21 protein-coding genes, 2 tRNA genes and 1 pseudogene are annotated in these 25,131 nt (G+C 54.2%); 13 read left to right on the forward strand and 11 right to left on the reverse strand.

Going from position 1 to position 25,131, the window contains the following annotated elements; translation table 11 throughout:
- Positions 1-520 precede the first annotated feature (520 nt).
- From EL098_RS07725 to EL098_RS07740, 4 genes and pseudogenes are all read right to left on the reverse strand, one after another.
- A complete protein-coding gene (locus EL098_RS07725; protein ID WP_126355704.1) occupies positions 521-1,144 on the reverse strand; it encodes a hypothetical protein in 624 nt (207 codons plus the stop codon).
- A 197-nt stretch (positions 1,145-1,341) separates the two neighbouring features.
- Positions 1,342-1,417, reverse strand: a tRNA-Asn gene (locus tag EL098_RS07730).
- A gap of 128 nt (positions 1,418-1,545) precedes the next feature.
- A pseudogene (locus tag EL098_RS07735) lies at positions 1,546-3,326 on the reverse strand (aminopeptidase P family protein).
- Between the two features lie 21 nt (positions 3,327-3,347).
- Positions 3,348-4,802: an AMP nucleosidase gene (locus EL098_RS07740; protein ID WP_126355705.1), complete on the reverse strand. Its 1,455-nt coding sequence runs from the start codon at positions 4,800-4,802 to the stop codon at positions 3,348-3,350.
- A 200-nt stretch (positions 4,803-5,002) separates the two neighbouring features.
- Between EL098_RS07740 and EL098_RS07745 the strand changes: the two genes are divergently transcribed.
- Positions 5,003-6,640, forward strand: coding sequence for a methyl-accepting chemotaxis protein (locus EL098_RS07745; RefSeq protein WP_126355706.1), 1,638 nt, complete (start codon positions 5,003-5,005; stop codon positions 6,638-6,640).
- On the opposite strand, the gene EL098_RS07750 is transcribed toward EL098_RS07745, so the two are convergent.
- Positions 6,637-7,557 (reverse strand): LysR family transcriptional regulator, encoded by a 921-nt coding sequence (locus EL098_RS07750; RefSeq protein WP_126355707.1) that lies wholly within the window; start codon positions 7,555-7,557, stop codon positions 6,637-6,639. The two genes, EL098_RS07745 and EL098_RS07750, sit on opposite strands and share 4 nt — an antisense overlap.
- 111 nt (positions 7,558-7,668) lie before the next feature.
- Here EL098_RS07750 and EL098_RS07755 point away from each other — a divergent pair, with 111 nt between their 5' ends.
- From EL098_RS07755 to nfsB, 3 genes are all read left to right on the forward strand, one after another.
- Positions 7,669-8,676 carry a zinc-binding alcohol dehydrogenase family protein gene (locus EL098_RS07755; RefSeq protein WP_126355708.1) on the forward strand — a complete coding sequence of 336 codons (1,008 nt, stop codon included), beginning with the start codon at positions 7,669-7,671 and terminating at the stop codon, positions 8,674-8,676.
- Positions 8,677-8,678: 2 nt separating this feature from the next.
- Positions 8,679-8,984, forward strand: coding sequence for a putative quinol monooxygenase (locus EL098_RS07760; RefSeq protein ID WP_126355709.1), 306 nt, complete (start codon positions 8,679-8,681; stop codon positions 8,982-8,984).
- Positions 8,985-9,045: 61 nt separating this feature from the next.
- Positions 9,046-9,699, forward strand: a complete 654-nt coding sequence (gene nfsB / locus EL098_RS07765; RefSeq protein WP_126358381.1) for an oxygen-insensitive NAD(P)H nitroreductase — start codon at positions 9,046-9,048, stop codon at positions 9,697-9,699.
- A gap of 47 nt (positions 9,700-9,746) precedes the next feature.
- Here the strand turns inward: nfsB and EL098_RS07770 are convergent, their stop codons facing one another.
- The 4 genes from EL098_RS07770 to EL098_RS07785 all read right to left on the reverse strand — a co-directional run bounded on the left by EL098_RS07770 (position 9,747) and on the right by EL098_RS07785 (position 13,603).
- Positions 9,747-10,379, reverse strand: a complete 633-nt coding sequence (locus tag EL098_RS07770) for a helix-turn-helix transcriptional regulator (protein WP_126355710.1) — start codon at positions 10,377-10,379, stop codon at positions 9,747-9,749.
- Between the two features lie 92 nt (positions 10,380-10,471).
- Positions 10,472-10,921: an SRPBCC family protein gene (locus EL098_RS07775; RefSeq protein ID WP_126355711.1), complete on the reverse strand. Its 450-nt coding sequence runs from the start codon at positions 10,919-10,921 to the stop codon at positions 10,472-10,474.
- Entirely contained in the window at positions 10,918-12,378 is a 1,461-nt protein-coding gene (locus EL098_RS07780; protein ID WP_126355712.1) for a Na+/H+ antiporter NhaC family protein, read from the reverse strand. Before EL098_RS07780 ends, EL098_RS07775 begins: the two co-directional genes overlap by 4 nt.
- Positions 12,371-13,603, reverse strand: coding sequence for a pyridoxal phosphate-dependent aminotransferase (locus EL098_RS07785; protein WP_126355713.1), 1,233 nt, complete (start codon positions 13,601-13,603; stop codon positions 12,371-12,373). The genes EL098_RS07780 and EL098_RS07785 overlap by 8 nt, the downstream gene beginning before the upstream one ends.
- Positions 13,604-13,986: 383 nt before the next feature.
- On the opposite strand from EL098_RS07785, the gene EL098_RS07790 reads away from it, so the two are divergent.
- On the forward strand, positions 13,987-14,679 hold the full coding sequence (locus EL098_RS07790) for a helix-turn-helix transcriptional regulator (protein WP_164716795.1): 693 nt from the start codon (positions 13,987-13,989) through the stop codon (positions 14,677-14,679).
- A gap of 9 nt (positions 14,680-14,688) precedes the next feature.
- Here the strand turns inward: EL098_RS07790 and EL098_RS07795 are convergent, their stop codons facing one another.
- Both EL098_RS07795 and EL098_RS07800 read right to left on the reverse strand, forming a co-directional pair.
- Positions 14,689-15,324, reverse strand: coding sequence for an acyl-homoserine-lactone synthase (locus tag EL098_RS07795; protein ID WP_126355714.1), 636 nt, complete (start codon positions 15,322-15,324; stop codon positions 14,689-14,691).
- Positions 15,325-15,879: 555 nt separating this feature from the next.
- Positions 15,880-15,955: transfer RNA gene (locus EL098_RS07800), tRNA-Asn, on the reverse strand.
- 191 nt (positions 15,956-16,146) lie between these two features.
- Here EL098_RS07800 and EL098_RS07805 point away from each other — a divergent pair.
- From EL098_RS07805 to zigA, 8 genes are all read left to right on the forward strand, one after another.
- Positions 16,147-16,512, forward strand: coding sequence for a copper resistance protein (locus EL098_RS07805; RefSeq protein WP_126355715.1), 366 nt, complete (start codon positions 16,147-16,149; stop codon positions 16,510-16,512).
- 48 nt (positions 16,513-16,560) lie between these two features.
- Entirely contained in the window at positions 16,561-18,447 is a 1,887-nt protein-coding gene (locus EL098_RS07810) for a protein-disulfide reductase DsbD family protein (protein WP_126355716.1), read from the forward strand.
- The gene (locus tag EL098_RS07815) at positions 18,444-19,073 is read left to right on the forward strand and encodes a DsbA family protein (protein ID WP_126355717.1); all 630 of its coding nucleotides are present in this window, start codon (positions 18,444-18,446) and stop codon (positions 19,071-19,073) included. The genes EL098_RS07810 and EL098_RS07815 overlap by 4 nt, the downstream gene beginning before the upstream one ends.
- Complete coding sequence (locus tag EL098_RS07820) at positions 19,063-19,566, forward strand: protein disulfide oxidoreductase (protein ID WP_126355718.1); 504 nt, start codon at positions 19,063-19,065, stop codon at positions 19,564-19,566. Before EL098_RS07815 ends, EL098_RS07820 begins: the two co-directional genes overlap by 11 nt.
- A 252-nt stretch (positions 19,567-19,818) precedes the next feature.
- Entirely contained in the window at positions 19,819-20,736 is a 918-nt protein-coding gene (gene nac, locus EL098_RS07825; RefSeq protein WP_126355719.1) for a nitrogen assimilation transcriptional regulator NAC, read from the forward strand.
- 106 nt (positions 20,737-20,842) lie between these two features.
- Positions 20,843-21,787, forward strand: coding sequence for an HTH-type transcriptional regulator Cbl (gene cbl / locus EL098_RS07830; RefSeq protein WP_126355720.1), 945 nt, complete (start codon positions 20,843-20,845; stop codon positions 21,785-21,787).
- Positions 21,788-22,171: 384 nt separating this feature from the next.
- A complete protein-coding gene (locus tag EL098_RS07835; RefSeq protein WP_126355721.1) occupies positions 22,172-23,716 on the forward strand; it encodes a methyl-accepting chemotaxis protein in 1,545 nt (514 codons plus the stop codon).
- Between the two features lie 143 nt (positions 23,717-23,859).
- Positions 23,860-25,080: a zinc metallochaperone GTPase ZigA gene (gene zigA / locus EL098_RS07840; protein WP_126355722.1), complete on the forward strand. Its 1,221-nt coding sequence runs from the start codon at positions 23,860-23,862 to the stop codon at positions 25,078-25,080.
- The last annotated feature ends 51 nt before the right edge of the window (positions 25,081-25,131 follow it).

The following is a 25,131-nucleotide window of genomic DNA, read 5'->3' on the forward strand; positions in this document are numbered from 1 at the left end:
CTATAATAGCTATTTATTGTCGTTTTTACGTGTTGGTGTCTCTGCACCACGTTTAAATATGTAACACAGTAAAAGAGGACAACAAAGTGAAAAAATATGTTCAAGATAACAGCATAAAATGCTGTGTTTAATATTTATTCAGGAAGGAAACAATGTGTAACTAGAGGATTCTAAATAATGAAGATAAGAGGAAGATTTCAGCATTTTGTATAAAATTCAAACAAAAAGGCGATGCCGTTATATTTTAATAGAAATAGTTAATAACAAATTAAGCTTATTTATCGCATCGATACCTAAACAAATTATTTTCCGTTTCTGAAGAGAAAAGTACCTGCTCGCCAGCTTTTTTCTACATTTGGCGATAATGACTGAGAATGCCTTTTTAGCTTACAGAAAGGATTGATTTTGAGTGGGGCAGGGTTCAGAGGATAACGAGCTGCGGTAAGGAGGCGCTTTGCGGCTCTGGAAAACCCGCGTCAGCTTCAGAGCACGGGCTTTCTGCTTCAGGGATCCCACGCTGCTAGTTGACACGTTTTATTATGATACAGGCCGCCACCCAGGCACCATACTCACCTTCATTGTGTATATTTGACTCTACCTGCTCTATCCTGAATTTATTCGATAGCGATGACGCCACGTACTTTTTCATTCTCTCAAGCTTTCGGGCCAGTTTTTGCTCGGCGCTGAGCTGTCTTCCATCTTGCGCAGAATAGTAATAGGCAAAAGCCCCGAAATGAAAAGAGGAGTTGTCTTTTTGCATATTCAGAACGGCGGCGATACGCTCGATATCTTTAACCCATCCTTTGGGGCCTGAAGGATGGTTTTTCACCTCAATCACCGCTCTTGGCTTGCTGTTTGCCCACCATAGCAACAGGTCAAAACGGCCTCTGAGCCTCGCTTTTAAAGGCTTAGGCCCTGGCCCAATTGCTCCGGCATCGCCCAGGGCAGCAAGGCCACTGTGTTCAATGGTTACGAACTTACTGCCTTCGAGAGAATGGATCTCTTTAGCAATATACGTGGTGAGAACATATTCAGCGGCATTCCATACCCACTCACCGCCAGACATTTCCGCATAATCCATCTGTGCTTTTTCTATCCCGGAGATAATTGCACCGCTTATTTTATTTATCGAAACTGCAGCCATTAGTATTTTCCCGATCCATCTGGTTTAAAGCTTTTAACATACTGTGTTGATTGTGGATCCAATAGCCGGTTTTGATGGCGGTTTTTGATGTTAATCAATTGATTTATATCTGGAGAGTCAGAAGGGATAACGCGAAAGATGGAGGGTTTTTAGAAAGCAAAAAGCCCGCTTAGTTTCCTAAGCGAGCTTCTCGAATTTGGCTCCTCTGACTGGACTCGAACCAGTGACATACGGATTAACAGTCCGCCGTTCTACCGACTGAACTACAGAGGAATCGTGTGAACGGGGCGAATACTAGCGGGGTGAGTGTGGGTTGTCAAAGGCTGTTTTGGCGAAATGCGTTTAACTGCCGATTAATCCAGCAAATCAAGGGAGAAGGCCGCAAAAGCGGCCCTGAACGGTTAATGCCTGCGCTGCTGGCTGACCGGTTTTGTGGCTGACTCAAGCCACTGAAGCGCCTCTCCGTGCACGCGCGGGAGAGCGTTTCGCGCACCTGCCGGTGGTAGTCATCAAGCCAGGCGATGTCCTGCGGGCTAAGTAAGTCGAAATCGACTGCCGCCAGATCGACAGGGATCAGCGTAAGCGACGAGAACTTGCAGAAGCCAGGCCGGGAGGCAATAACCTCTACCTGATTTTCGATACGAATTCCGTGGCTATCCGCCAGATAGTAACCCGGCTCGATGGTAATAATGTTGCCCGGCAACATTGGCCACGGGTTCACCTTTTTCGCCATGCGGTGCGGGTTTTCATGGATCATCAGCCGGTGGCCGACGCCGTGCCCGGTGCCATGATCGTAATCCAGCCCCAGCTCCCAAAGCGGGCGACGGGCAAAGGCGTCGAGCTGGTGGCCCTGAGTCCCCTGAGGGAACTGCAGTGATATAAGCGCCAGAAAACCTTTCAGCACGGCGGTGTAATGCAGGCGACGGGTAGCGTCCAGCTCGCCAAAGCTGAGCGTGCGGGTGGCGTCCGTTGTGCCGTTGAGATACTGGCCGCCGGAATCATTCAGGTAGAACTGCCCGCCGGTGATCGCAAAGTTTGTTTCCGGCGAAGAGTGGTAGTGGCACATCGCGGCGTTGCTGCCCGCTGCGGAAATGGTGCTAAAGCTCTGCTCGATGAAGGTGGCGCCCTGCTGGCGGAAGCTAAGCTGTTTTTCCTGAGCTTCCAGCTCGGTGACCGGATTGCCTGCGGCCTCGCGCAGCGGCACTTCTCGGGTCAGCCAGGCGAGGAAATTCACCCAGGCCACGCCGTCTTCAATGTGGCTGTCGCGGTAGCCCGCCAGCTCGGTTTCATTTTTATTGGCTTTAATAAGCGTGATGGGGTCGGGTCCCCACACCACGTTGCCGCCGCCGTGCTCAACGGCAAAGCGAACCGCAACCGGCGCAGAGTCCGGATCAATGAGAATCCGTTTACCTGCCGCAGCCTGCTGACAGCGGGGGAGGAATTCATCCATCGGACTGCGCGAGATGCCGTTTAGCTGAGCTTTATCCAGACTGCGCAGTTTGCCCTCGTCAACAAACCACTCAATGTTGCCGTCGGCGCTCACCAGCGCGAAGGAGTGCGGAACCGGGCTCATCGGAATATCCGAGCCACGCACGTTCAGCAGCCAGGCGATATTGTCCGGCTGCGTCACGGCCAGATAATCGGCGCCCGCTTTGTTCAGCGCCTGCCCCACACGAGCGCGTTTTGAGGCGGAGCTTTCGCCGCTGATTTCGTCCGGCATGGCGATGATTTCCCCGCAGGGTGCCGCCGGGCGGTCAGGCCAGATAGCATCGAGCGGATCGTCATCTACCGTCACCAGATCGCAGCCGCTGGTACGCAGGCTTTCATACTGGCTGTTGACCATCAACAATGGCTCAAAGGCGATGCGTTTGCCCGCAGACAGGTTATCGCGCAGCCAAAGGTGAAGCGGCTCGTCGTGCAGATGATGAATCTCGAACTCTGCCAGGTTCACCTGATGGCGAGCCTGAACCTGATAGCGCCCGTCCACAAACAGCAGGGCGCGGTCGGCGAGGATCAGCGCCAGTCCGGCCGAGCCGGTAAAGCCGCTGATAAAAGCCAGCTTATTATCGTGAGCCGCGCAGTCTTCGCTTTGATGGGCATCGGCACGCGGGACGATGATCCCATCCAGCTCGCGATCCCTGAGCAGCGCACGCAGCGCGGCGAGTGATGAAGTGTGTTGCATCCAGGCTCCTTATTATTTTTGTTAACGGAACGGCGGCTCGTTGAAGGTACGCAGCTTGCGCGAATGCAGCTTCTCACCTTCTGCACGCAGCAAATCAATGGCGCGAATGCCAATCTGCAGGTGCTCGGAAATAGCCCCTTCATAGAAGCGGTTTGCCTGGCCCGGTAGCTTGATTTCGCCGTGCAACGGTTTGTCGGAGACGCACAGCAACGTGCCGTAAGGTACGCGGAAGCGATAACCCTGGGCGGCAATGGTGGCGCTTTCCATGTCGATAGCGACCGCCCGACTGAGGTTAAAGCGCAGCGCAGAGGCCGAATAGCGGAGCTCCCAGTTACGGTCGTCGGTGGTCACCACCGTGCCGGTGCGCAGACGCTGTTTAACTTCCTCGCCCGGCATGCCGCTAACCTGTTTGGTGGCGTCGTAAAGCGCACGCTGTACTTCGGCGATGCTCGGTATGGGGATGTCCGGCGGCAGCACCGCGTCGAGCACGTGGTCATCACGCAGGTAAGCGTGCGCCAGCACGTAGTCGCCAATCTGCTGGCTTTCACGCAGCCCGCCGCAGTGGCCGATCATCAGCCAGGCGTCCGGGCGCAACACCGCAAGGTGGTCGCAGATGGTTTTGGCGTTAGAAGGGCCAACGCCAATGTTAATCAGCGTAATGCCGCTGCCGTTTTTGTCGATCAGGTGCCAGGCAGGCATCTGGTGTTTTTTCCACGCCAGGTCGGAAATCGCCTCTTCCGGGGCTTCTGTTTCTGCGGTAAGCCAGGTGCCACCGGCGCAGGAGAGGGCGATATACGGGCTGTCCGGGTCAAGAATTTGCTGGCAGCCCCAGCGAACAAATTCGTCCACGTAGCGGGTGTAGTTGGTGAACAGCACGAAAGGCTGGAAGTGCTCAACCGGCGTGCCGGTGTAGTGGCGCAGACGAGCCAGCGAGAAATCTACGCGGCGGGCGTCAAAGTGGGAAAGCGGCCAGGCCTCCGTTGGGTGGAACAGGCCGTCAGCGGTTTCATCGCCAATCTGCGCCAGCTCGGTGGTCGGGAAATGGCGCGTCAGCCCAGCGCTCATGGTGCGGTCCAGGTTCAGGCCGTCAATCACGTAGGGGTAAGGGATCTCGTGCTGAGAAGGGCCAACCTCAATGTGGACGCCATAGTCCTCGCACAGCAGGCTCAGTTGCTCGTCAAGGTAGCTGCGAAACAGCGCGGGGCGGGTCACCGTGGTGGTATAGCTGCCGGAGTGGGTAAAGCGGGCGTAGGAGCGGGTGTTTTTGGGGCCGCGGGGAACGCCGTCCCAGCTAACGCGCAGTTCCGGGTAAACAAACAGCCCGTCGGAACGGGCATCAACGTCCGGCAGCGTGCCCTGTTGAGTGTAAAGGGCAATCGCGTCGCGAAGCGCGGTTACCGAGTTTTCATAAAGCTCTTCCAGCTTTTCCAGGGCCTCTGCAGGCGTCAGGCCCGGATATACAGCGTCATTATTCATTGATTCTCCTTTACCGGTTCGGACCGGGTTAGAACCTCAGTATGTCATGCCGTGAGCAGAACGAAAGCGAAAGACTGCGGGCGATGCGTGGCGCTTAAAAAATTCATCACAAATAAATCAATACCCATGCAAAGATTGCCGATAACCCATGTGATACCCGGAATAAATGGGATAACGACAATAATGATGAGGGGAACAACGTGGGAATGTTAAAGAATTTTACCGTGCGTCGGGTGATGCTGACTGTGCTGGGGCTGTTCTGCCTGCTGTGGTCGGTCGTTGGCGTCTTTACCGTTTATTCGCTGGCGAAGCTTGGGGACGGCAACGCCGTCGATCATCAACTGGTGTCGCAGATGACGATACTTAGCAAAGGTAACGACCAGTATTTCCGCTTTATTACCCGCCTGTCACGTGTGATGGAGGCTAAGGCCGCAGGCGAAGCTACCGACTTCAAGCCCGTGCAGGAAGCGCTGGATAACATGAAAAGCGAACTTGAGCGTCTGAAAAGCGTTTCGCCAGGGCCGATGGACCCGGCGGTTTCCGCAGACGTGATTGCAAAATGGCAGCAGCTTTTAGACAGCGGCGTAGCCGTGCAGATGCAGCTTGCTCAGCAGGGGAGCGCGGCGGAATATCGCCAGCAGGCCACCCAGGTTACGCCGCCCCTGAGCCGGGCATTTGGGGCCAGCAGCAGCAAATTTACCGCTGTGGCGCAAGAGCGTCTGGACCGTACTCGAGTCGCCGTGGACTCACTGACCCGCCTGATGAAGGTCACCGTGGTGGTGGCGATTGTTATCGGTTTGCTGATCCTGCTGTTTACCGACCGCTATCTCGTGACCCTGCTTGTGAAGCCGCTGGATCGCATTCGTGACCACTTCTCGGTTATCGCAAAAGGCGATCTTAGCCGTCCCGTAGAGGACTTTGGGCGCAACTGCGTGGGCAAATTGTTCCCGCTGCTTGCCGAGATGCAGGGCAGCCTGCGCGATGCGGTCAGCGCCATTCGCAGCGGTACGGAGAATATCTACCGTGGCTCGGCGGAAATCTCCTCCGGTAACAACGATCTCTCTTCACGCACGGAAGAGCAGGCGGCCGCGCTGGAAGAGACCGCTGCCAGCATGGAACAGCTAACGGCCACGGTAAAATTCAACGCCGAGAACGCTCGACAGGCGAGCAGCATTGCGGAGAAGGCGTCGCAGACTGCCAGCCGCAGCGGCAAGCTGGTCGGCGACGTGGTAGTCACGATGGAGGGGATCTCCGACAGCTCCCGCAAAATCAGCGAGATCACCAGCGTCATCAACAGCATCGCATTTCAGACCAATATTCTGGCGCTTAACGCCGCCGTTGAGGCCGCTCGTGCAGGCGAGCAGGGCCGGGGTTTTGCCGTGGTGGCCGGGGAGGTGCGTAATCTGGCCAGCCGCAGCGCGGGCGCGGCAAAAGAGATTGAAACGCTGATTGCCGATTCTGTTGGCCGGGTCAACAGCGGCGCTGCGTTGGTCAACGAAGCAGGCAACACCATGAAAGAGGTGGTGAAAGCGGTCTCCGATACCACGCAAATCATGAAGCAAATTGCCTCAGCTACCGACGAGCAGAGCAAGGGGATCTCTCAGGTGAGCGTGGCGGTCAGCGAGATGGACAGCGTGACCCAGCAAAACGCTGCCCTGGTCGAGCAGATTTCGGCGGCGGCAGCGGCGCTGGAAGGCCAGACGGAAATGTTGCAAAAGGCGGTGGCACGTTTCCGTCTTTCAGGTCGTGACGAGCAGGTTGAGGTGGAAACTAAGGTAAAGCCCCAGGCTAAAACCACCGCCGTGGCTGAGGCGGAAGGCGACTGGGTCACGTTTTAACGCTCTACTGCGGGCAGGGTACGCATCGCGTTTTCACAGCGCGCCCTGACCGCCTCCTGCAGCAAGCGCACCGTGGTAGAGAGCTGTTTACGGTGGGGGCAAATAAGGTTCAGCGGAATGCTGTCCCCTTCATACTGCGGCAGCAGAAGCTTCAGGCGGCCCTGCTGCACATCTTCGCTTACGTCCAGCCAGGATTTGTAGGTAATGCCTTCGCCCTTCACCGCCAGCCGGTGAATCACTTCCGCATCATCGCTCATCATTGATCCCTTCACCGCTACCTGATGCGGCTTTCCGTGCAGGCTGAACGACCAGGTATTGTGAACTCGCCCACGAAGGACAAATGTCAGCGCATTGTGTTTAGCCAGGTCGGCGAGGGTTTGTGGCTCGCCATAGCGCTGGAGATAGGCTGGCGAAGCCACGAGCACGCGGCGGTTTTCCGGCGCAACCGGCAGAGCGATATACGAGGCATCCTCGTTATTACCATAGCGAAATGCCACATCCACCGGGTCTTTAAAGACGTCCGTTATCCGGTCAGAAAACAGAAGTTTGAGGCTCAGCGCCGGATGGGTGCGGCGAAATTGCTGAAAAACGTCGAGCAGTAAATGACGGCCAAGATCGGAAGGAACGGCGATTTGCAACGTCCCCCGTACTTCGTCGCTGGGCGGCTGGATCTGCTCATAGCCAGCCTCCAGCGTTTGCAGGACCTGCATGGCGTAGGGCAGCCACGCTTCGCCTTCAGGGGTGAGTCTCAGGCTACGCGTCGAGCGGGCGAACAGGCGAATATTGAGGTTTTGCTCCAGGCGCTTAATGGCGGTGCTGACCTGGGCTGGCTGCAGCCCGGCTTCTCTGGCGGTATCGCTGAAACTGTTTAACGCCGCAGCCCTGACGAACAGGGTAAGGTCTTCCAGCCTGAGCATTTTCACTCTCCGAGTATAAGTGTTGTTTCCTGGCGCCAGTTTTTCTGCTTCCGCGCTCCTTGTACCATGATTTTACTAAATTGATGAACCTATTACCTTATTGGAGCTGCTATGAAAGCTATTGCTATTACCCGCGCCGCGAAAGACGGCAGCAATATTGATGCGCTGCAGGACATTACGCTGCCAAAGCCCGTTGCGCAGGGCCATGACATTCTCGTGGCGGTGAACGCCATTTCCGTCAACCCGGTTGATACCAAAGTCCGCAATGGCTTCAGCGGTGGCGAGCCTCGCGTGCTGGGCTGGGATGCCGTGGGTACCGTTGTGGAAGTCGGGGAAGCCGTGACGCTGTTCAAGCCCGGCGATGCCGTATGGTACGCAGGGTCGCTGACCCGCGCTGGCAGTAACAGCGAATATCAGCTTGTAGATGAACGTATCGCGGCGCTTAAACCTCACTCCATAGAAAATGCCGCTGCTGCCGCGTTGCCGCTGACGGCGATCACCGCCTGGGAAATGCTTTTCGACCGCCTGGGCATTCAGGAAAACGGCAGTGAAGATGCTGTGCTGCTGATTGTGGGCGCGGCCGGTGGCGTGGGATCCATTCTGACCCAGCTTGCCCGCAGGCTGACAAAAGCCACGGTGATTGGCACCGCTTCTCGCTCGGAAAGCCAAGCGTGGGTGAGCGAGCTTGGCGCACACCACGTAATCGACCACAGCAAGCCGCTGACCGAAGAGTTAGGGCGTATCGGCGTGAAGCACGTGACCCACGTTGCCAGTCTGACCAACACCGAACAGCATTATGCCCAACTGATTGAGGCGCTTATCCCGCAGGGGAAATTTGCGCTGATTGATGACCCGGTGGCGCTGGACGTTCGTGCGCTGAAGGCCAAAAGCATTTCGCTACACTGGGAGTTTATGTTTACCCGCTCGATGTTCGTCACCAGCGATATCATTGAGCAGCACAATTTGCTGACGCGAGTGGCCGCGCTTCTCGACCAGGGCGTATTAAAAACTACGCTCGGCGAACACTATGGCACAATCAATGCGGGCAACCTGCGCCGCGCCCACGCGCTGCTGGAAACCGGTCGTGCGGTGGGTAAAATCGTGCTAGAGGGCTTCTGATCATGGCGATGGGCGAAACGCTGACCATTATTGCGATGCTGAAAGCGAAAGCTGGCCAGCAGGAAAATCTCAAAGCGGCGTTAAAAGCGCTGGTTGCGCCAAGCCGTCTTGAGCCGGGCTGTCTGGACTACACGCTGTTCCAGCTTAAAGAGGATCCGGATACGTTTTATGTCCGCGAATCGTGGCGCGGCCAGCAGGCACTTGATCTGCACAATTCTTTGCCTCACTTCCAGGCGTTTGTGAAACAGATGGATGCGCTGCTCGCTGAGCCGCTGAAGCTGGTGCCGCTGGACGAGGTTGCCCTTTAATTTATACGCGCCGCGGCCTTCCTGGCCGCCGCAAAAGACTGAGACTCGTTTGGGAAAAATGATGAACATTATCGATGCTGCCTCACGGCGCTATGCCACCAAAGCTTTTGACGCTTCTAAGAAGATTGCTGCTGAAGACGTGGATAAGATTAAAAATTTGCTGCGTCTGAGCCCCTCAAGCACCAACTCGCAGCCGTGGCATTTTATTCTGGCAAGCACTGATGAAGGCAAGGCGCGTATCGCGAAAGCGACCACCGGGCCTTACGCGGCGAATCAGCCTAAAGTGCTGGATGCTTCACATGTCGTCGTGCTCTGCGCGAAAACTACCTATGACGATGCTCACCTGCAGATGCTGCTGCAAAAAGAGCAGGAAGATGGTCGCTTTGCCACCGAGCAGGCGAAAGAAGGGCAGCACAAAGGGCGATCATTCTATGCCAATAAGCACCGCTTCGACCTGAAAGATGCGCAGCACTGGATGGAGAAGCAGGTTTACCTTAACCTCGGCACGCTGCTGCTGGGGGTCTCCACCTTGAACATTGATGCCGTGCCGATTGAAGGTTTTGACGCCGCCACTCTGGACCAGGAGTTTGGCCTGCGCGAGAAAGGCTTCACCAGCGTGGTGATGGTGGCGCTGGGCTACCGCAGCGTGGAGGACTTTAACGCTAAACTGCCGAAGTCGCGTCTTGATTTTAACCAGATCTTAACCGAAATCTGATAGCGCTGGTGCAGGCGAAAGGCAGAGAGCTTCGCCTGCACTAACCGCTATTTAAGGTAGCGGTAAATCGTTTGCTCAGAAGTCTCAAGACGCCTGGCAACCTCGGCCACCGCGCCCTTCAGCGAGAATACGCCCTTATCATTGAGCTTCTTCACTATCTGTTTTTTCTCTTCCATGACCAGCAGAGCGGGGACGCGAGGGTAGGCGTTTAGCACCTCTGAAACCAGCTCATGCAGCATATCCGTCATCGAAAGATTGCTGAGCGTCTCCTCATCCCCCCTATTTTCCTGCTCCACAAACAGTAACCCCTCCAGCACGCTTTTGGCCATGGAGAGGTGGGTTAAGTCAACGTTCATACACAGCATCGCGATAATCTGGCTCTCTTCATCGCGAATGAAAAAAGTGGAGGAGCGCAGGTTTTCAGACTTGCCGGGGATCCGGCCTTTGTAATTGGTAAGGAAGTCTTTGTCCTGCCAGCGCTTCTCCTTGAGAACCTTTAGCGCGAAGTCCGTAATCGTACCGCCAATCTGCCGGCCGCTGATATGGCTGTTGCTGATGGCGACAATCGACCTGTCGACATTGCGTAAATCATGCAGAATCACTTCGCAGTGCTCGCCATAGGTGAGGGCGATAAAATCAACCATCGGGATCCATGATTTGATAATGTCATCCTGGGTCATAACCTTACTCCCTTAAAAACTACGTCATTATAAGAGGCTAATAGCGTTAAAAACGGCAGGCGAGAGCCTGTGTCGCCTGCTTTTACGTGGGGTTAAGCGTTGTCTGCGTGAAAATATTTTTTCATACCGTTAATGGCGGTGATGAAGACGTGCTCGCGAATTTCTTCGGCCAATTGAGCGGGTTCGGGGTGATCGGCAGTGAAGCTGGCCCGCCACTCGATAAAGGTTCTCTCGCCCTGGGTTATGGGCTTCAGAACGATTTTCGCCCGGTAATTGCCAACAGGCAGCGAGGTCGCCAGCATGAGGTATTCTAGGGTGTGGCTCTCCTCTGCCAGAGCGATAAGCTGTTCCTCCACGTAACCCTCCGGCATATCAATCCGGCGCACGCTGCCCGGCCCTGAGGGCGTCTGGTACAAATAGCGACAGCGCATTCCCGCGGGGAAGAAGTCAGCGAACTCATCAAAGGCGCAGAGCTTCTGCCAGACGTTATCCACGTCCATATCAATCACATCGCTGACGAAAATAACCTGAAAGTTGTTCATGGACGCGGCTCCTCTGCCAGGTAGCGAACGGCTTCACCTTCGCTATTTTCATAGTGCCGGCCCCAGCCGACCACGATAGCAAAAGACATTACCGCAAAAAGCGCGAGCGGGTAGAACGAAGTTAATGATAAATAAATAGGGTTAACGTCGTGAATAAACGGATAGTCCTTTTGCAGCGAGCTGATAATGGCGCTGACAATAAAGATGAACGCGCTGAGGAAGGGCAGGATTGCCGCCAGGGTCATGGCAAAACAGTCCAGCAAAACCGCACGCCGGTAGGGGTGTAATTTTCTGCGTGCGCCAATTTCGCTGGCCACCGGGCCAAAGGCCAGAATAGAGGCGCTGGTGACGCCGCCGACTAAAGCCGTGGTAACGATCGAGCCGATGGCGATACACCATTCAGCGCCGCGGGTCGACTGGGCCAGTTTGCTCCCGCAAATAGCCGATGAAATGCGCTCCATAGTATTGCTGGCGCGAAGAATGCCGATAATCCCGAACAGGGAGAGAACAAAAAGGATCGTGCTCACCATGCCGCTGAATCCCTTATACAGGAATCCGTTGGCGTTGCCGTTTTCAAGCGTGAAGATATCCGCGATATGGAAAATCCCACAAAGCAGGCCAATCACGATGCCGGACAGGATCCCTGCCGGGATGGCCTTAAAAATGTTGCGCGTTTTCATCGCAACCCCTAACAACACCGCCATCGGCAGCAGCATCCACAGGCTATGCCAGGAGGCTGCCGCGTGGCTGTCAATGTGCAGAGAAGGGACCGGGCCCCGGTGGGCGCCAAAGAGATAGAAGAATACGCAGGCTATCAGCGCGCTGACGATAGCAAAGCGGAAGCGGGCCGCTACCACGCCGGCAATTTCGGCGCTACCGCGGCGGTTGGTATAGCTCTGTGTGGATGCCGATGCCACTGTAGTATCAGAGATTGGCGCAATGTTGTCGCCGAAGATAGCGCCGCAAAGAATGGCGCTTGCCAGCACAATCGGATCGGCTCCCAGTAAGATACCGGAAGGATAAAAGACCGGAAAAGCAGTAAACAGCGTGCCAATCGAGGTGCCGGTGGCGGTGGAAACAATGCAGACGGCGACAAAGGTAAAGAGCGTAAATGCGCCGTCATGCAGGCCCAGCTGGCTGGCCAGCATAGCGAAACTGGCTGCCACGCCGGACTGGGCAATCATCCTGGCATACATACCAATGATGAGCAGAATGGTGGCGATGGTTACAGCCATTTCACTGCCTATCCCCTGAGAAATAACCGCTCGCCAGTAATCACCGACGTTGCGGGAGAATAAAGCGCCGATCATGATGGCAATAAAGGCGCACATGGCCAGCGCCGTTAAATCAAAAACATGATAAACCGAAAAAAACAGTGAGCAGGAAATGATGAATAGCGTTAACGGTAATAATGCTATGTTTTTCCCGCCATGAAAGGTGAGCTGATTTTCAGTCATTGGTTATCCCCTGGTGCTGTGCTAATAAAGTGAGTGCTTCTTTTATTTTGTTAAGTACCGCATAGAGTTTTTCGTCGTCTTTATAACAACCGTGAACTAATCGAATAAAACCTTCGCCGCCATCGCCATAAGGTGTTCCGGCATTCACAATCACCTTTGCGTTTTCTAACAGGTAATCACAAATAAAAGCTGAACTGCCCAGCTTAGAAATATTTATCCAGGAGAGAAAACCGCTCTCCGGCATCGCCATGTAAACGCCGGGAATCGCATTAATAATCTCAAAAACTTTTTTTCGGCGAGCGTCGAAGATTCTGGTGTATTCATCCATGAAGTCCGGGCTGTTCAGCGCCGCCAGCATGCCTGCCTGAGACGAGGTGTTGGTGGCGCCAAGGACGTTGACGGTGCAGCCAAACAGAACGTCCATAATGCGGTCGTCGGCAACCAGGTAACCGACGCGAAAACCGCTTAGCCCCATGCCTTTGGAGAACGAGAAAACGCTAACGGTGCGTTCCCACATGCCGGGTAGTGAGGCGACGGAACAAAAATCGATGCCGTCGAAAATGGCATCTTCAAACGCCTGATCGACGACCAGCACCAAATCATGGCGGATAACAAAATCCGCAATTTGCTGCAGGCTTTCGCGGCGAAATACCGTGCCGGTGGGGTTGTTAGGGTTAGTCAGCACCACCATTTTGGTTTTTGCGGTCAGCTTAGCGCTAAAGGCCTCGATATCTATCTGGTAATTATCTTCGGCTTTGAGCTCCACGGAGACGGGCTTGCCGCCCAGCAACTCCACGTTGAGGAAATTGCTGGGGTAGGAGGGGGCATGAATTAAGACCTCATCGCCCTTATTAATAAATGGCATCATCGCGAATAATAAACCGGAGTCAGAGCCCGGTGTTATCAGGATATTTCTCTGTGGATCCACGGAGAGATGGTTATAGCGTTTCAGCTTCTCGGCTATTTTCTCTTTCAGAGAGGGATTGCCGATAGGCATGGTGTAGTGACTTGCGCTGCCGTCAAGCAGCGACTGACTCACGGCGCTGGCAATATGTTCGGGTAAAACACGGTCAGGGAAAAAGGGATCGGCCCAGCAAAGCATATCCACGCCATTATTCATTAAATCCAGAACGGCGGTGCCAACATCCGCTTTTTTTACGCTGGCAAATAAACCTCCCTGCAGTGCACTAAATTCCGGATTCATTTTTTCACGAATATCATGCATGGTGCCTTGCCTCTTAATTCATATTATTATTGCCTCAGTTGATTTTGACTAGAACACGGTGATAAAAAATTATCAACGTGATAATTGTTTATTATAAGAAAAAAGAATGCCGCTATTTTGGGCTCGATATTATTAGCTTTCATTAATTAATGGGCTCCGGCTCGGTCCATTTGCTGGCAGCTGGCGGTGCTGCTGGGGTCGGTGGATTGGGGGGGCATGGCAGGGCAGAGAAAAGTCCTGGGCGTGCCATCGTTAACGCTTATCCACCGCGCTGCACCGGGGAACAGAAGGGGAAGAGGGCGCAAGTTTTTGCCCTGGGCTACAGGCAAGTGCGTTAAAATGATCTATACTTCCCCCTCGGTATATTACGGATGGCCATACACGTGAAGGATTCGTATTACAATGACAGCGTAGTAAACTCGTTAATCCAAAGCGAGCTTGAGGAATTTGTGCTGGATTACAAGCATACGACCTACGCGTATGCGGTAATGAATAAGAAAGACCCATCGCAGATGCGTATTATTAATAACAATCCGCAATGGTTTAACATCTACCTCGAGAACAAATATCAGTTTATCGACCCGGTCATTGTGCGGTCGTTAAGCTGCGTGGAGGATTTTTCCTGGGATAGCGGCATGATGGTCTCTTCCGGCTATACGCTAAAACGCATATTCGACGAAGGATCGCAGCATAATATCTTCCAGGGACATACTTTCCCGCTGCATGATTACGTTAATAATCTTGCGGTATTATCGCTTATCAGCCACCATCCCGGCGGCGTCAACCTGACGACCAATCGTGCGTCGGTGCTCGCCTTCTTTATTCAGCTCCACCAAAAAATGCTGAATTTGTACAGCGATATTCGGCTGAAGAAAAACGTCTTTCTGTCGCCGCGGGAGCAGCAAATTTTGCAGTGGGTCTACGCCGGTAAAACCTATGCGGAGATAGCGACGATCCTTTCAATCACCGAGCGAACGGTAAAATTTCACATGGGTAATGCGATGAAAAAGCTGGGCGTTAACAATGCTCGCCACGCGGTAAAACTAAGCATTGAGCTAAGGCTGCTGGACGTCTGAGCCTCAGGGTTACAGGCTTTCGAGCTGGTGGAGCGTGTCGCGCAGCCATACGCTGTTTTTATCTTTATTAATAATATCTTCGATAATCTGTTGATTGGCAGGCATATAAATATAATAAACCGCCTCGCCTTTTTCTGAGAGCCCTTTCTCAAGCACCTCTACCTTCCAGTCCGCCCGGCGAAAGATGGCGTACATTCCCCGGCTGGTGACCGCGTGCATTCCTGGATAGCCCCGGTTGATACAATACATAATCATCGCCAGAAATAGCGCTTTGCTGGCGGGCAGGGTACGTAAATTACCTTCATCGCGGCGATTTTTATCAAGAAATAAGCGGGTAATCTCACAGCATGGAATATTTTTTGGTAAACTAATATTATTAAAGTATTGATAAAAGATTTCATCCGTCATCGTCGGATATTTGGCATCAATAAAGCGTGCGCCGCAAAATAATTGACCTTCCGACATCCCCATTAAATAAGTTGTATGCTCGTTATCGAATTGATCTCTTTCAAGATTATCTTCACATTCCACCTTCCATTCGAGCCGTTCATGAAATGTTTTTTTGCGTAAGCCATACAGTTCCCGTGCGAGGCCGGGATGTAAATCATTATGATTACTTATAAAAAATTCGATTGCAGAACACATAGCGTATCCCTGTATGTGGAAGTCCCCTGTACTTAAAGACAGCTTTTTTTTGCCTAACGCCTTCTCTAAACTTAAAAAAATCCTGACCAACCGCGCCAACACGCAGCGGGTCAGGCGGTCAAAGACCTGAGCAACACCAAGGGAAATGTTTACAGATTATTATCTAGTACACCGATTTCCCGATGCACAAGATTGTAAGCACTTGTAATTTTACATTACATAAAATAAAAATAAAGAAACTTTAGCCCCTGCACATGCAGGGGCTTTTCTTTTATATCTCTCACGATCGTTACCGTTCGCTGCCGTTTCAGGCAATATGACCCGATGATGCCTGTAAATTTACTGACATACCGATTGAGGAAGGGTGCCGCTTTTATAAATCTGGGGCCTGCCGACTGCGTAAAAACCATACCGGACACTTGAAGAGTAGCTGACTAATAAAAAATGGGAACGGCATGGGCGCAGGAAAAGTGAATTTTTGTGAAGGGATAAAGTTCGTTGGAAAATTAAAAGCAAAAAGCCCGCTTAAGTTTCCTTAAGCGGGCTTCTCAAATTTGGCTCCTCTGACTGGACTCGAACCAGTGACATACGGATTAACAGTCCGCCGTTCTACCGACTGAACTACAGAGGAATCGTGTGAACGGGGCGAATATTAGCGAGGCCGCTCTGGCTTGTCAAAGCCTGCAGGGCACCTTTTGAATCGTTTGCCGATAAAACAAACAATACTCGCCAAAAACGCCCCTCAGACATAACTTTACAGCACAAAGATTGCCAATCTTTTACCAGCCGCTAAGATAAGCCGGGTTAAATGGTGAGGACCTGATGGTTAAACAGCAGCGTATAGGGATTTGGTTTCTTTGTCTGGCATGTGTCGTGGTACTGGTTTGTACTGCGCAGCGCATGGCGGGCCTGCATGCCCTGCAAATGGAAACCGTCGCCAGCGCCGTTAGCGTTCAGTCCGACAGCCCACAGGCTGAAAGTGACTCCCCGGTCACGCCGTGTGAGCTGAGCGCCAAGTCGTTGCTCAGCGTGCCGCCGGTCTTGTTCGAAGGGGCGCTACTGGCGCTCTGCTTGCTGCTCACTTTGCTGGCCCCGGTGCGTTCCACGCGCATGCCGTTTTCTCCCCCCAGAGCCACTTCACCTCCCACCTTAAGGGTGCATCTCCGTTTCTGCGTTTTCCGTGAATGACAAACCGGCTGTTACCGACAGTTAGTTAATCATTTATGGAGAAAAAACATGTTCATTCGCTTCAGGCAGGCGCTGCTATGCCTGTTACTGCTATGGCTGCCCGTATCCTGGGCGGCAGAGACCGGCTGGCTGCAATCGCCGGACAACGATCACGCCAGCGTCAGGCTGCGTGCAGATACCACGGCTAATAACGACACTCGTCTTTTACTGGATGTAAAGCTTGAGAAAGGCTGGAAAACCTACTGGCGTTCGCCAGGTGAGGGCGGCGTTGCGCCAACCATTGCCTGGCAAGGCGAGCTGCCTAAAGTCGAGTGGTTCTGGCCAACACCCGCACGCTTTGACGTCGCCGGGATAACCACCCAGGGCTATCACGATCGGGTCACTATCCCGATGGTCGTTCATGGCCGCGCACCTGACACCATTAGCGGCGTTCTGACGCTATCCACCTGCAGTAATGTCTGCCTGCTGACCGATTACGCGTTTACCGTAGCGGCAACCTCCGGGGATGCGCAGTTTGCCCATGATTTTGCTCAGGCGATGGGACAGGTGCCGGTTGAGAGCGGGCTGACGGACTCTCTGAAAGTGGGCTATCGACAGGGAAGCCTGGTGATCGATGCCGTTCGTGCCGGAGGCTGGAGCGCTCCCGGTCTTTATCTTGACCCGCCAGAAGATGCTGACCTGGGCAAGCCGGTGTTTCGCATTGAGGGCGATTTGCTCCAGGCTACGGTGCCGGTCAGCGATAGCTGGGGCGAAGGTGCGCCAGATCTGCGCGGCAAGTCGCTCACGCTGGTGTTAGCCGACAACGGCATTGCTCAACAAAATACGCTTCCTGTTGGCTCTGCGCCGGCCGTTGCAGGAGGCAATGACGCCTTCCCGCTCTGGCAGGTTGCTCTGATGGCGCTGGTGGGCGGGCTTATCCTTAACCTGATGCCGTGCGTGCTGCCCGTACTGGGAATGAAGCTTGGCTCGATTCTGCTTGTTCAGCAAAAAGACCGGGGCCTGGTTCGCCGCCAGTTTTTAGCCTCGGTTGCCGGGATTATCGCCTCCTTTATGGTGCTGGCGCTGCTGATGACCGTGCTGCGGCTCACCAATCAGGCGCTGGGATGGGGGATCCAGTTCCAGAACCCGTGGTTTATCGGCTTTATGGCGCTGGTGATGCTGCTCTTTAGCGCTAATCTCTTCGGCCTGTTTGAATTCCGCCTCTCTTCAAATATGAATACCCGGCTGGCAACCCAGGGTGGCCACGGCATGGCGGGCCATTTCTGGCAGGGGGCATTTGCCACGCTGCTGGCGACGCCGTGCAGCGCTCCTTTCCTCGGGACGGCGGTGGCCGTTGCGCTGACGGCATCTTACCCGGTGCTGTGGGGGCTGTTCCTCGCGTTAGGGCTGGGCATGAGCCTGCCGTGGCTGCTGATTGCGCTTCGTCCCGGCCTTGCATTGCGTTTGCCGCGCCCGGGCAACTGGATGAACTGGCTGCGTCGCGTGCTTGGCCTGCTGATGCTCGGGTCGGCCATCTGGCTGGCGAGCCTGCTGCTGGTCCATTTTGGTCTTTCCTCCAGCAAGCCCGCTGAGGAAAATATTGCCTGGCAGCCGCTCAGCGAGCAGGCGATTCAGGATGCTCTGGCCCAGCATAAACGGGTGTTTATCGACGTTACCGCAGACTGGTGCATTACCTGTAAAGCCAACAAGTACAACGTGCTGAATAAAGAAGAGGTGCAGACCGCCCTGCATGAGCCGGATGTGGTTGCCCTGCGTGGTGACTGGACGCTGCCGTCCCCGCAAATCACCGACTTTTTAAGAAGCCGCGGCCAGGTCGCCGTGCCTTTCAACCAAATTTATGGCCCCGGACTGCCGGAAGGCAAAATTCTGCCTACGCTGCTGTCGCGCGATTCAGTACTGACAACTCTGGATGAAGCCAAAGGAAAAACACCATGAAATACGCCGTTATTCTGATCCTTTCTCTGTTCTCCGGCTTGACGCTGGCGGCGAAAGAAGAGCCTGCTCCGTTTTCTGCCGAGCAGCAAAAACAGCTGGAGGTGCTGATTGAGCAGGCGCTGTTTAACGATCCGGCCAGCCCTCGCTTTGGGGCTAAAAAGCCCGTGTTAACCCTGGTGAATTTCACCGACTATAACTGCCCGTACTGCAAGCAGCTTGACCCGATGCTTGAGAAAATTGTGCAGAAGTACCCGGAGGTCGCGGTGATCGTTAAGCCGCTGCCGTTCAAAGGGGAAAGCTCCGTGCTGTCGGCCCGAACCGTCCTGACCACCTGGCGCCAGCACCCGGACCAGTTCCTGGCTCTGCATGAGAAGCTGATGCAGAAGAAGGGCTATCACGATGCAGCAAGTATTGCGACGGCGGTTGAGAAGAGCGGCGCAACGCCGGTAACACCGGATGAAAAAAGCAGGGAAACCCTGAGCACTAACCTCCAGCTGGCAAGGATCGTCGGCGTGCAGGGGACTCCTGCCACCATCATTGGTGATGAGATGATCCCAGGCGCCGTGCCGTGGGAGACGCTGGAAGAGGTGGTCAAAGAAAAACTGGCGGCCGCCCATGGCAAGTAAACTGCGGCGTTGGCTGCGTGAAGGGGTGATTCTGCTGCTGCTGTTGGCGAGCGTCATGCTGATAATGGACTGGTGGCGGGCGCCCCAGTCGCCAGCGGCTTTTGATACCACGCCGCTGCACACGCTTGACGGGCAAACCGTCACGCTGGGCGCCCTGAGCGCCGAGCGGCCACTGCTGGTCTACTTTTGGGCCAGCTGGTGTGCGGTCTGCCGTTTTACCACGCCGGATGTGGCCAAGCTGCAGGCGGAAGGGCAGAACGTGCTCACCATCGCCCTTCGCTCGGGGAGCGAAAGCGAAGTGTCACGCTGGCTGGCGCGTAAGGGCGTGAGCTTCCCGGTGGTTAACGACGCCGACGGGGCGATCTCTCGTAGCTGGCAGATTGGGGTGACGCCAACGCTGGTGGTGGTGGACAAGGGCAAAGTGGTGTCCACTACCAGCGGCTGGACGAGCTACTGGGGAATGAAAATGCGACTGTGGTGGGCAGGCGTGTAAACAACCGTGTCGGCTGATGACCGACACGCTGTTTTTACGCTCAGAATGCACCTGCGTGGTGCATTCGTGCCTCTTATGGAGCACAGGAAAAATACCGGTTTCATTAATCCCTTCCCCGACCTTTATTAGTTTCTCTTATTATCCAGCCTGTTATCGCGTTTGTGCCGCCGCTGAGAAATGTGGCAAGCATATTGCAAAACCTTTTGCGACATCACTGCCATGACTGGCTGGCATACCGTAATAGGGGGCAAAATGAATTTAAGACGACTGAAGTACTTCGTGAAAATCGTTGATATTGGCAGCCTGACTCAGGCGGCAGAAGTACTGCATATCGCACAGCCGGCGCTCAGCCAGCAGGTTGCCACTCTGGAAGGGGAGCTGGATCAGCAGCTGTTGATTCGAACCAAACGCGGCGTCACGCCGACGGAAGCAGGAAAAATTCTTTATGCTCATGCGCGGACCATTCTGCGCCAGTGTGAGCAGGCGCAGCTGGCGGTAAACAATGTCGGCCAAACGATTAACGGCCTGGTGTCCATCGGGCTGGCGCCGGGGATGGCGGCATCCTCTATTACCATGCCGCTTCTGCAGGCCGTACGCGCAGAGCTGCCTGATGTGCAGGTTTATCTGCACGAAAATAGCGGCTCGCAGCTCAATGATAAACTGCTCAGCGGGCAGCTTGATATGGCCGTTCTGTACGATCGCACGCCCACCGCAGGCTTGACCAGCCAGCCGCTGCTGAAAGAGGACTTGTTCCTCGTGGGCACCCGCGACTGTCCGGGTGTGACCGTTGATTTGTCTGACGTTGCCGCCATGAATCTCTTCCTGCCGCGCGACTACAGCGCGGTGCGCAAGCGCGTGGATGAGGCTTTCTCCCTGCGCCGTCTGACGGCCAAAATTATCGGCGAAATCGAGTCGATTTCTACCTTAACCGCAGCGATTGCCAGCGGCATGGGCGTAACCGTACTGCCAGAATCCGCGGCACGCTCGCTTGCCGATTCGGCCAACGGCTGGATGGCGCGGATCACCAGCCCGTCGCTGAATTTGCCGCTGTCGCTTAATCTGTCAGCGCGCCTGCCGCTTTCGCCTCAGGCCCAGGCGGTAAAAGAAATTCTTATGTCACTGGTGAACCGCCCGGCGCTGGAAAATCGGGAGCTGATGCTGGTCGGTTAACTCTGCTTATTACTAAATGGAATAGGTTGCTGGTTTTTATTATTTGTCCCGCCGGGGCTGTGACTTTAACAATGGTGTGAAGAACAGTAACGATCCCGGGGGCGATGTGAATTTCCAGCAACTTAAAATTATCCGCGAGGCGGCGCGGCGGGACTACAATCTCACCGAAGTCGCCAATATGCTTTTCACTTCTCAGTCCGGTGTCAGTCGCCATATTCGTGAGCTGGAAGAAGAGCTGGGGATTGAAATATTTATTCGCCGCGGCAAACGGTTATTAGGTATGACCGAACCGGGTAAAGCCCTGTTGGTGATTGCCGAACGTATTTTAAATGAGGCCAGCAACGTTCGCCGCCTGGCCGATCTTTTTACCAACGATACCAGCGGCGTATTAACAATAGCGACGACCCACACCCAGGCTCGTTATAGTTTGCCGGTGGTGATTAAAGCCTTCCGGGCACTCTTTCCTGAAGTTCGCCTCGAGCTTATTCAGGGAACGCCGCAGGAGATTGAATCGCTGCTGCACAGCGGGGCGGCGGACATTGGTATCGCCAGTGAACGCCTGAGCACCGATCCGCTGGTGGTGGCTTATCCCTGGTTCCGCTGGTATCACAGCCTGCTGGTTCCTCAGGGGCACCCCCTGATCCATACCTCGCCGCTGACGCTGGACGATATTAGCCGCTGGCCGCTGATCACCTATCGGCAGGGGATAACCGGCCGCTCACGTATTGATGAGGCGTTTGCCCGCCGGGGCCTGACGGCCGACGTCGTGCTGAGCGCCCAGGATTCTGACGTGGTGAAGACCTACGTTGAACTTGGGCTGGGCATCGGGCTTGTGGCCGACCAGGCAAGCGGCGAAGAGGGGAACCTGGTGCGCCTGGATACCCGTCACCTGTTTGATGCCAACACGGTGTGGCTCGGTATCCGACGCGGCCAGCTGCAGCGTAATTACGTCTGGCGCTTTATTGAATTGTGCAACCCGGAACTGTCGGTTGAGGAGATTAAACGCCTGGCTCTGGAACCGGAAGAACCTGCCATCGATTACCAAATCTGATATTCCCCTGTTATATTTGGGGATGTTTTGAGTTGTTAATAAAACATTAAATAACTAATTAAAGTGGTGTGCGCTGAATTTATATTTAGCGCACGCTTGCTGTATTTTAAAAAATAGAGGTGAGATTTTTTCCCCCTGCTAAAAACAGAACAAAAAAGCGTCCTTTATCGCAAATCATCGATCAATTGCGATTCAATTAATAGTTTCTGACTATCCATCTGGCCTGACCATACGAAAAAACCGATCAAATTCATAAAGTTAATCAGAATATATCCGATAAGCCTGTACGAGGTGCTTCCATCCCTTTGTGTTATTTATTCTCTGTTGTTTCAACGGCAGAGAATTTTTCACATTCATGAAATTAGACTTCCCAAGGGAGAAAAAATGTCACTACATGATGTAAAAATACGAAGCAAATTAACGCTAACAATTGCTATTTTTATCGTACTGATGATCTTCAGCTCTGGGCTTTCGCTGCTAAGTCTGAGCAAAGCAAATAGCGGCATCCAGACAATTGTGAACAACGATTATCCGACAACCGTAAAAGCCAACGATTTGATTGAGAGCTTCCAGGCGTTCGTTAATACGCAGCAGCTGATGTTGCTGGACGAAGCGGGCGTCTTTCGCCAGAAATCAGAGAAACATCTGGCTGAGATCAGCGCGCACATCACTGAGGTGCTGGCGGAGCTAAACAAATCAAGCACCGACGCGGCTTCACAAAAGACGTTGCAGGAGCTAACGGCTATTCGTAAAGAGTACCTCGACTCGCGCTTTCGTATTTTGCAGGCGGTACAGCAGAATAACCGACCTGCCGCTCTGCAGGAAATGATGTCGACCACCCTGCAGATTCAGGAAAAATACAAAGACAAGGTTCAGGAACTGATCGTCATCCAGAACCAGAAAATGACCTCCGCCGGGCAGCAGGTCGACAAGGATTACCGCTCCAACCGTCTGACTACCATCCTGCTGACGCTGATCAGCATCGTACTGGGTACGGTTATTGGGGTGTTTATTGTCCGCTCTATTACCCGCCCTCTGGTGCGCGCCGTTGCGTTTGCCGAAGCCATTGCCGAAGGGGATCTGACCGGCAGCATTACCGTGACCCACAAAGATGAAACCGGTGAACTGCTGCAGGCGCTGATGAGCATGAAAGTTCGCCTGCAAGAGATTGTCCACCAGGTGCAGCAGGGATCGGAAACCATCTCCTCTGCAGCCGCGCAGATTGTGGCAGGCAATCAGGATCTGGCGGCCCGCACCGAAGAGCAGGCCAGCTCTGTCGAAGAGACTGCAGCCTCTATGGAGCAGATCACCGCGACGGTGAAAAACACCTTCGACCATACCAATGAGGCGACAAAACTCTCTTCTGACGCCGCTGCGGTCGTGAAAAACAACGGTCAGATGATGTCTCAGGTCACCAGCAAAATGCGGGTGATCAATGAAACCTCTAACCGTATGTCGGACATTATTAACCTTATCGACTCCATTGCCTTCCAGACCAATATTCTGGCGCTGAACGCGGCGGTGGAAGCGGCTCGTGCCGGAGAGCACGGCCGTGGTTTTGCCGTGGTAGCCGGCGAGGTTCGCCAGCTGGCGCAAAAGAGCGCCTCCTCCGCAAGCGAAATTCGCAGCCTGATTGAGAATTCCACGACCCAGACTCGCGAGGGCATGGGGCTGGTGGAGAAAGCGAACGCGCAGATTGTCGGTATGATCAACAACGTGCAGGAGATGGATAGCATCCTCGGCGAGATCAAGCAGGCGAGCCAGGAGCAAACCGACGGTATCTCCCAGATCAACAGCGCTATCGGCATGATTGACTCGACCACCCAGCAAAACTCCGCGCTGGTGGAAGAGTCGGTCGCCGCAGCGGCATCGCTGAACGATCAGGCGAAACAGCTGCGTGACCTGGTGCGCGTCTTCCGTCTGCAATAACGGTTTCCCCTTTCCAAAGCCAGCATCCGCTGGCTTTGTTCATTTCTGCTTACTCACTTTTTGACATCCGGCATGACAACGAAACCTATTATTGTTATGTTATAACATATCAATAATAAATGCACAGTCAGTAAGGAGTCGCAATGTCATCTTTAACGCAGGCCAACAACGGGGTGAAAAAACTGCCCGTTACCGTGCTGTCCGGGTTTCTGGGCGCGGGAAAAACCACGCTGCTGAACCATATTTTAAACAATCGCGAAGGGCGTCGGGTGGCGGTGATCGTCAACGATATGTCCGAGGTGAATATCGACGCCGCGCTGGTTCGCGAGGGCGGTTCAAGCCTGACGCGCACCGATGAGAAGCTGGTGGAAATGAGCAACGGCTGCATCTGCTGCACGCTGCGTGAAGATCTGCTGGTGGAAATTAGCCAGCTTGCCAGGGAAGGGCGCTTTGATAACCTGGTGATTGAATCAACCGGCATCTCAGAACCTCTGCCGGTAGCCGAGACGTTTACCTTTGTGGACGACAAAGGGGAAAGTCTGTCGGATATCGCGCTGCTCGACACCATGGTGACGGTGGTGGATGGTTTCAATTTTCTTCGTGATTATGAATCCCACGAGAGTATCCAGTCGCGCGGAGAGTCCATGGGAGAAGAGGATGAGCGCACGGTAGTTGACCTGCTGATTGACCAGATCGAATTTTGCGATGTGCTGATCCTCAATAAAACGGATTTGATTGGCGATGAAGAAAAACGGCGGCTGATGTCCGTGCTGCACTCCCTCAACCCGAGGGCGAAAATCATCACTTCGGCGTTTAGCCAGGTAAGCCTTGACCAGGTACTGAATACCGGGCTGTTCGATTTTGACGCCGCCGCGCAGGCTCCGGGCTGGCTAAAAGAGCTGCGGGGGGAGCATACGCCAGAAACGGAAGAGTACGGCATTCGTAATTTTGTTTTTCGCGCACGTCGCCCCTTCCACCCGGCGCGTTTCCAGATGGTTACCGACAGCGGGCTAAAAGGCGTTATTCGCTCAAAAGGCTTTTTCTGGCTGGCGAGTCGCCCACTGTATGCCGGGTCGTGGTCCCACGCTGGGGGCGTGATGCGTCAGGGCCTGGCGGGAATGTGGTGGGCAAGTATTCCTCGCGAGCAGTGGCCGCAGGAGCCAGAAAGCCTCCAGCACATCCTTAGCAACTGGGAGGACGGCATCGGTGATGCGCGTCAGGAGATTGTTTTTATCGGCATTGATATGGATGAGGCAGATCTACGCGGGAAACTTGAATATGCGCTGCTCACCGACAAGGAAATGGCCGAAGGTCCCGAAGCCTGGGAGAAATACTACGATCCTATTGATTCGTGGTTTGAATAGAAGAAGCTGAAGCCAGTCCGGCAGCCACATCCCGCGGCCGCCGGGCCGTTT

Source organism: Cedecea lapagei (assembly GCF_900635955.1).
Classification (GTDB): domain Bacteria; phylum Pseudomonadota; class Gammaproteobacteria; order Enterobacterales; family Enterobacteriaceae; genus Cedecea; species Cedecea lapagei.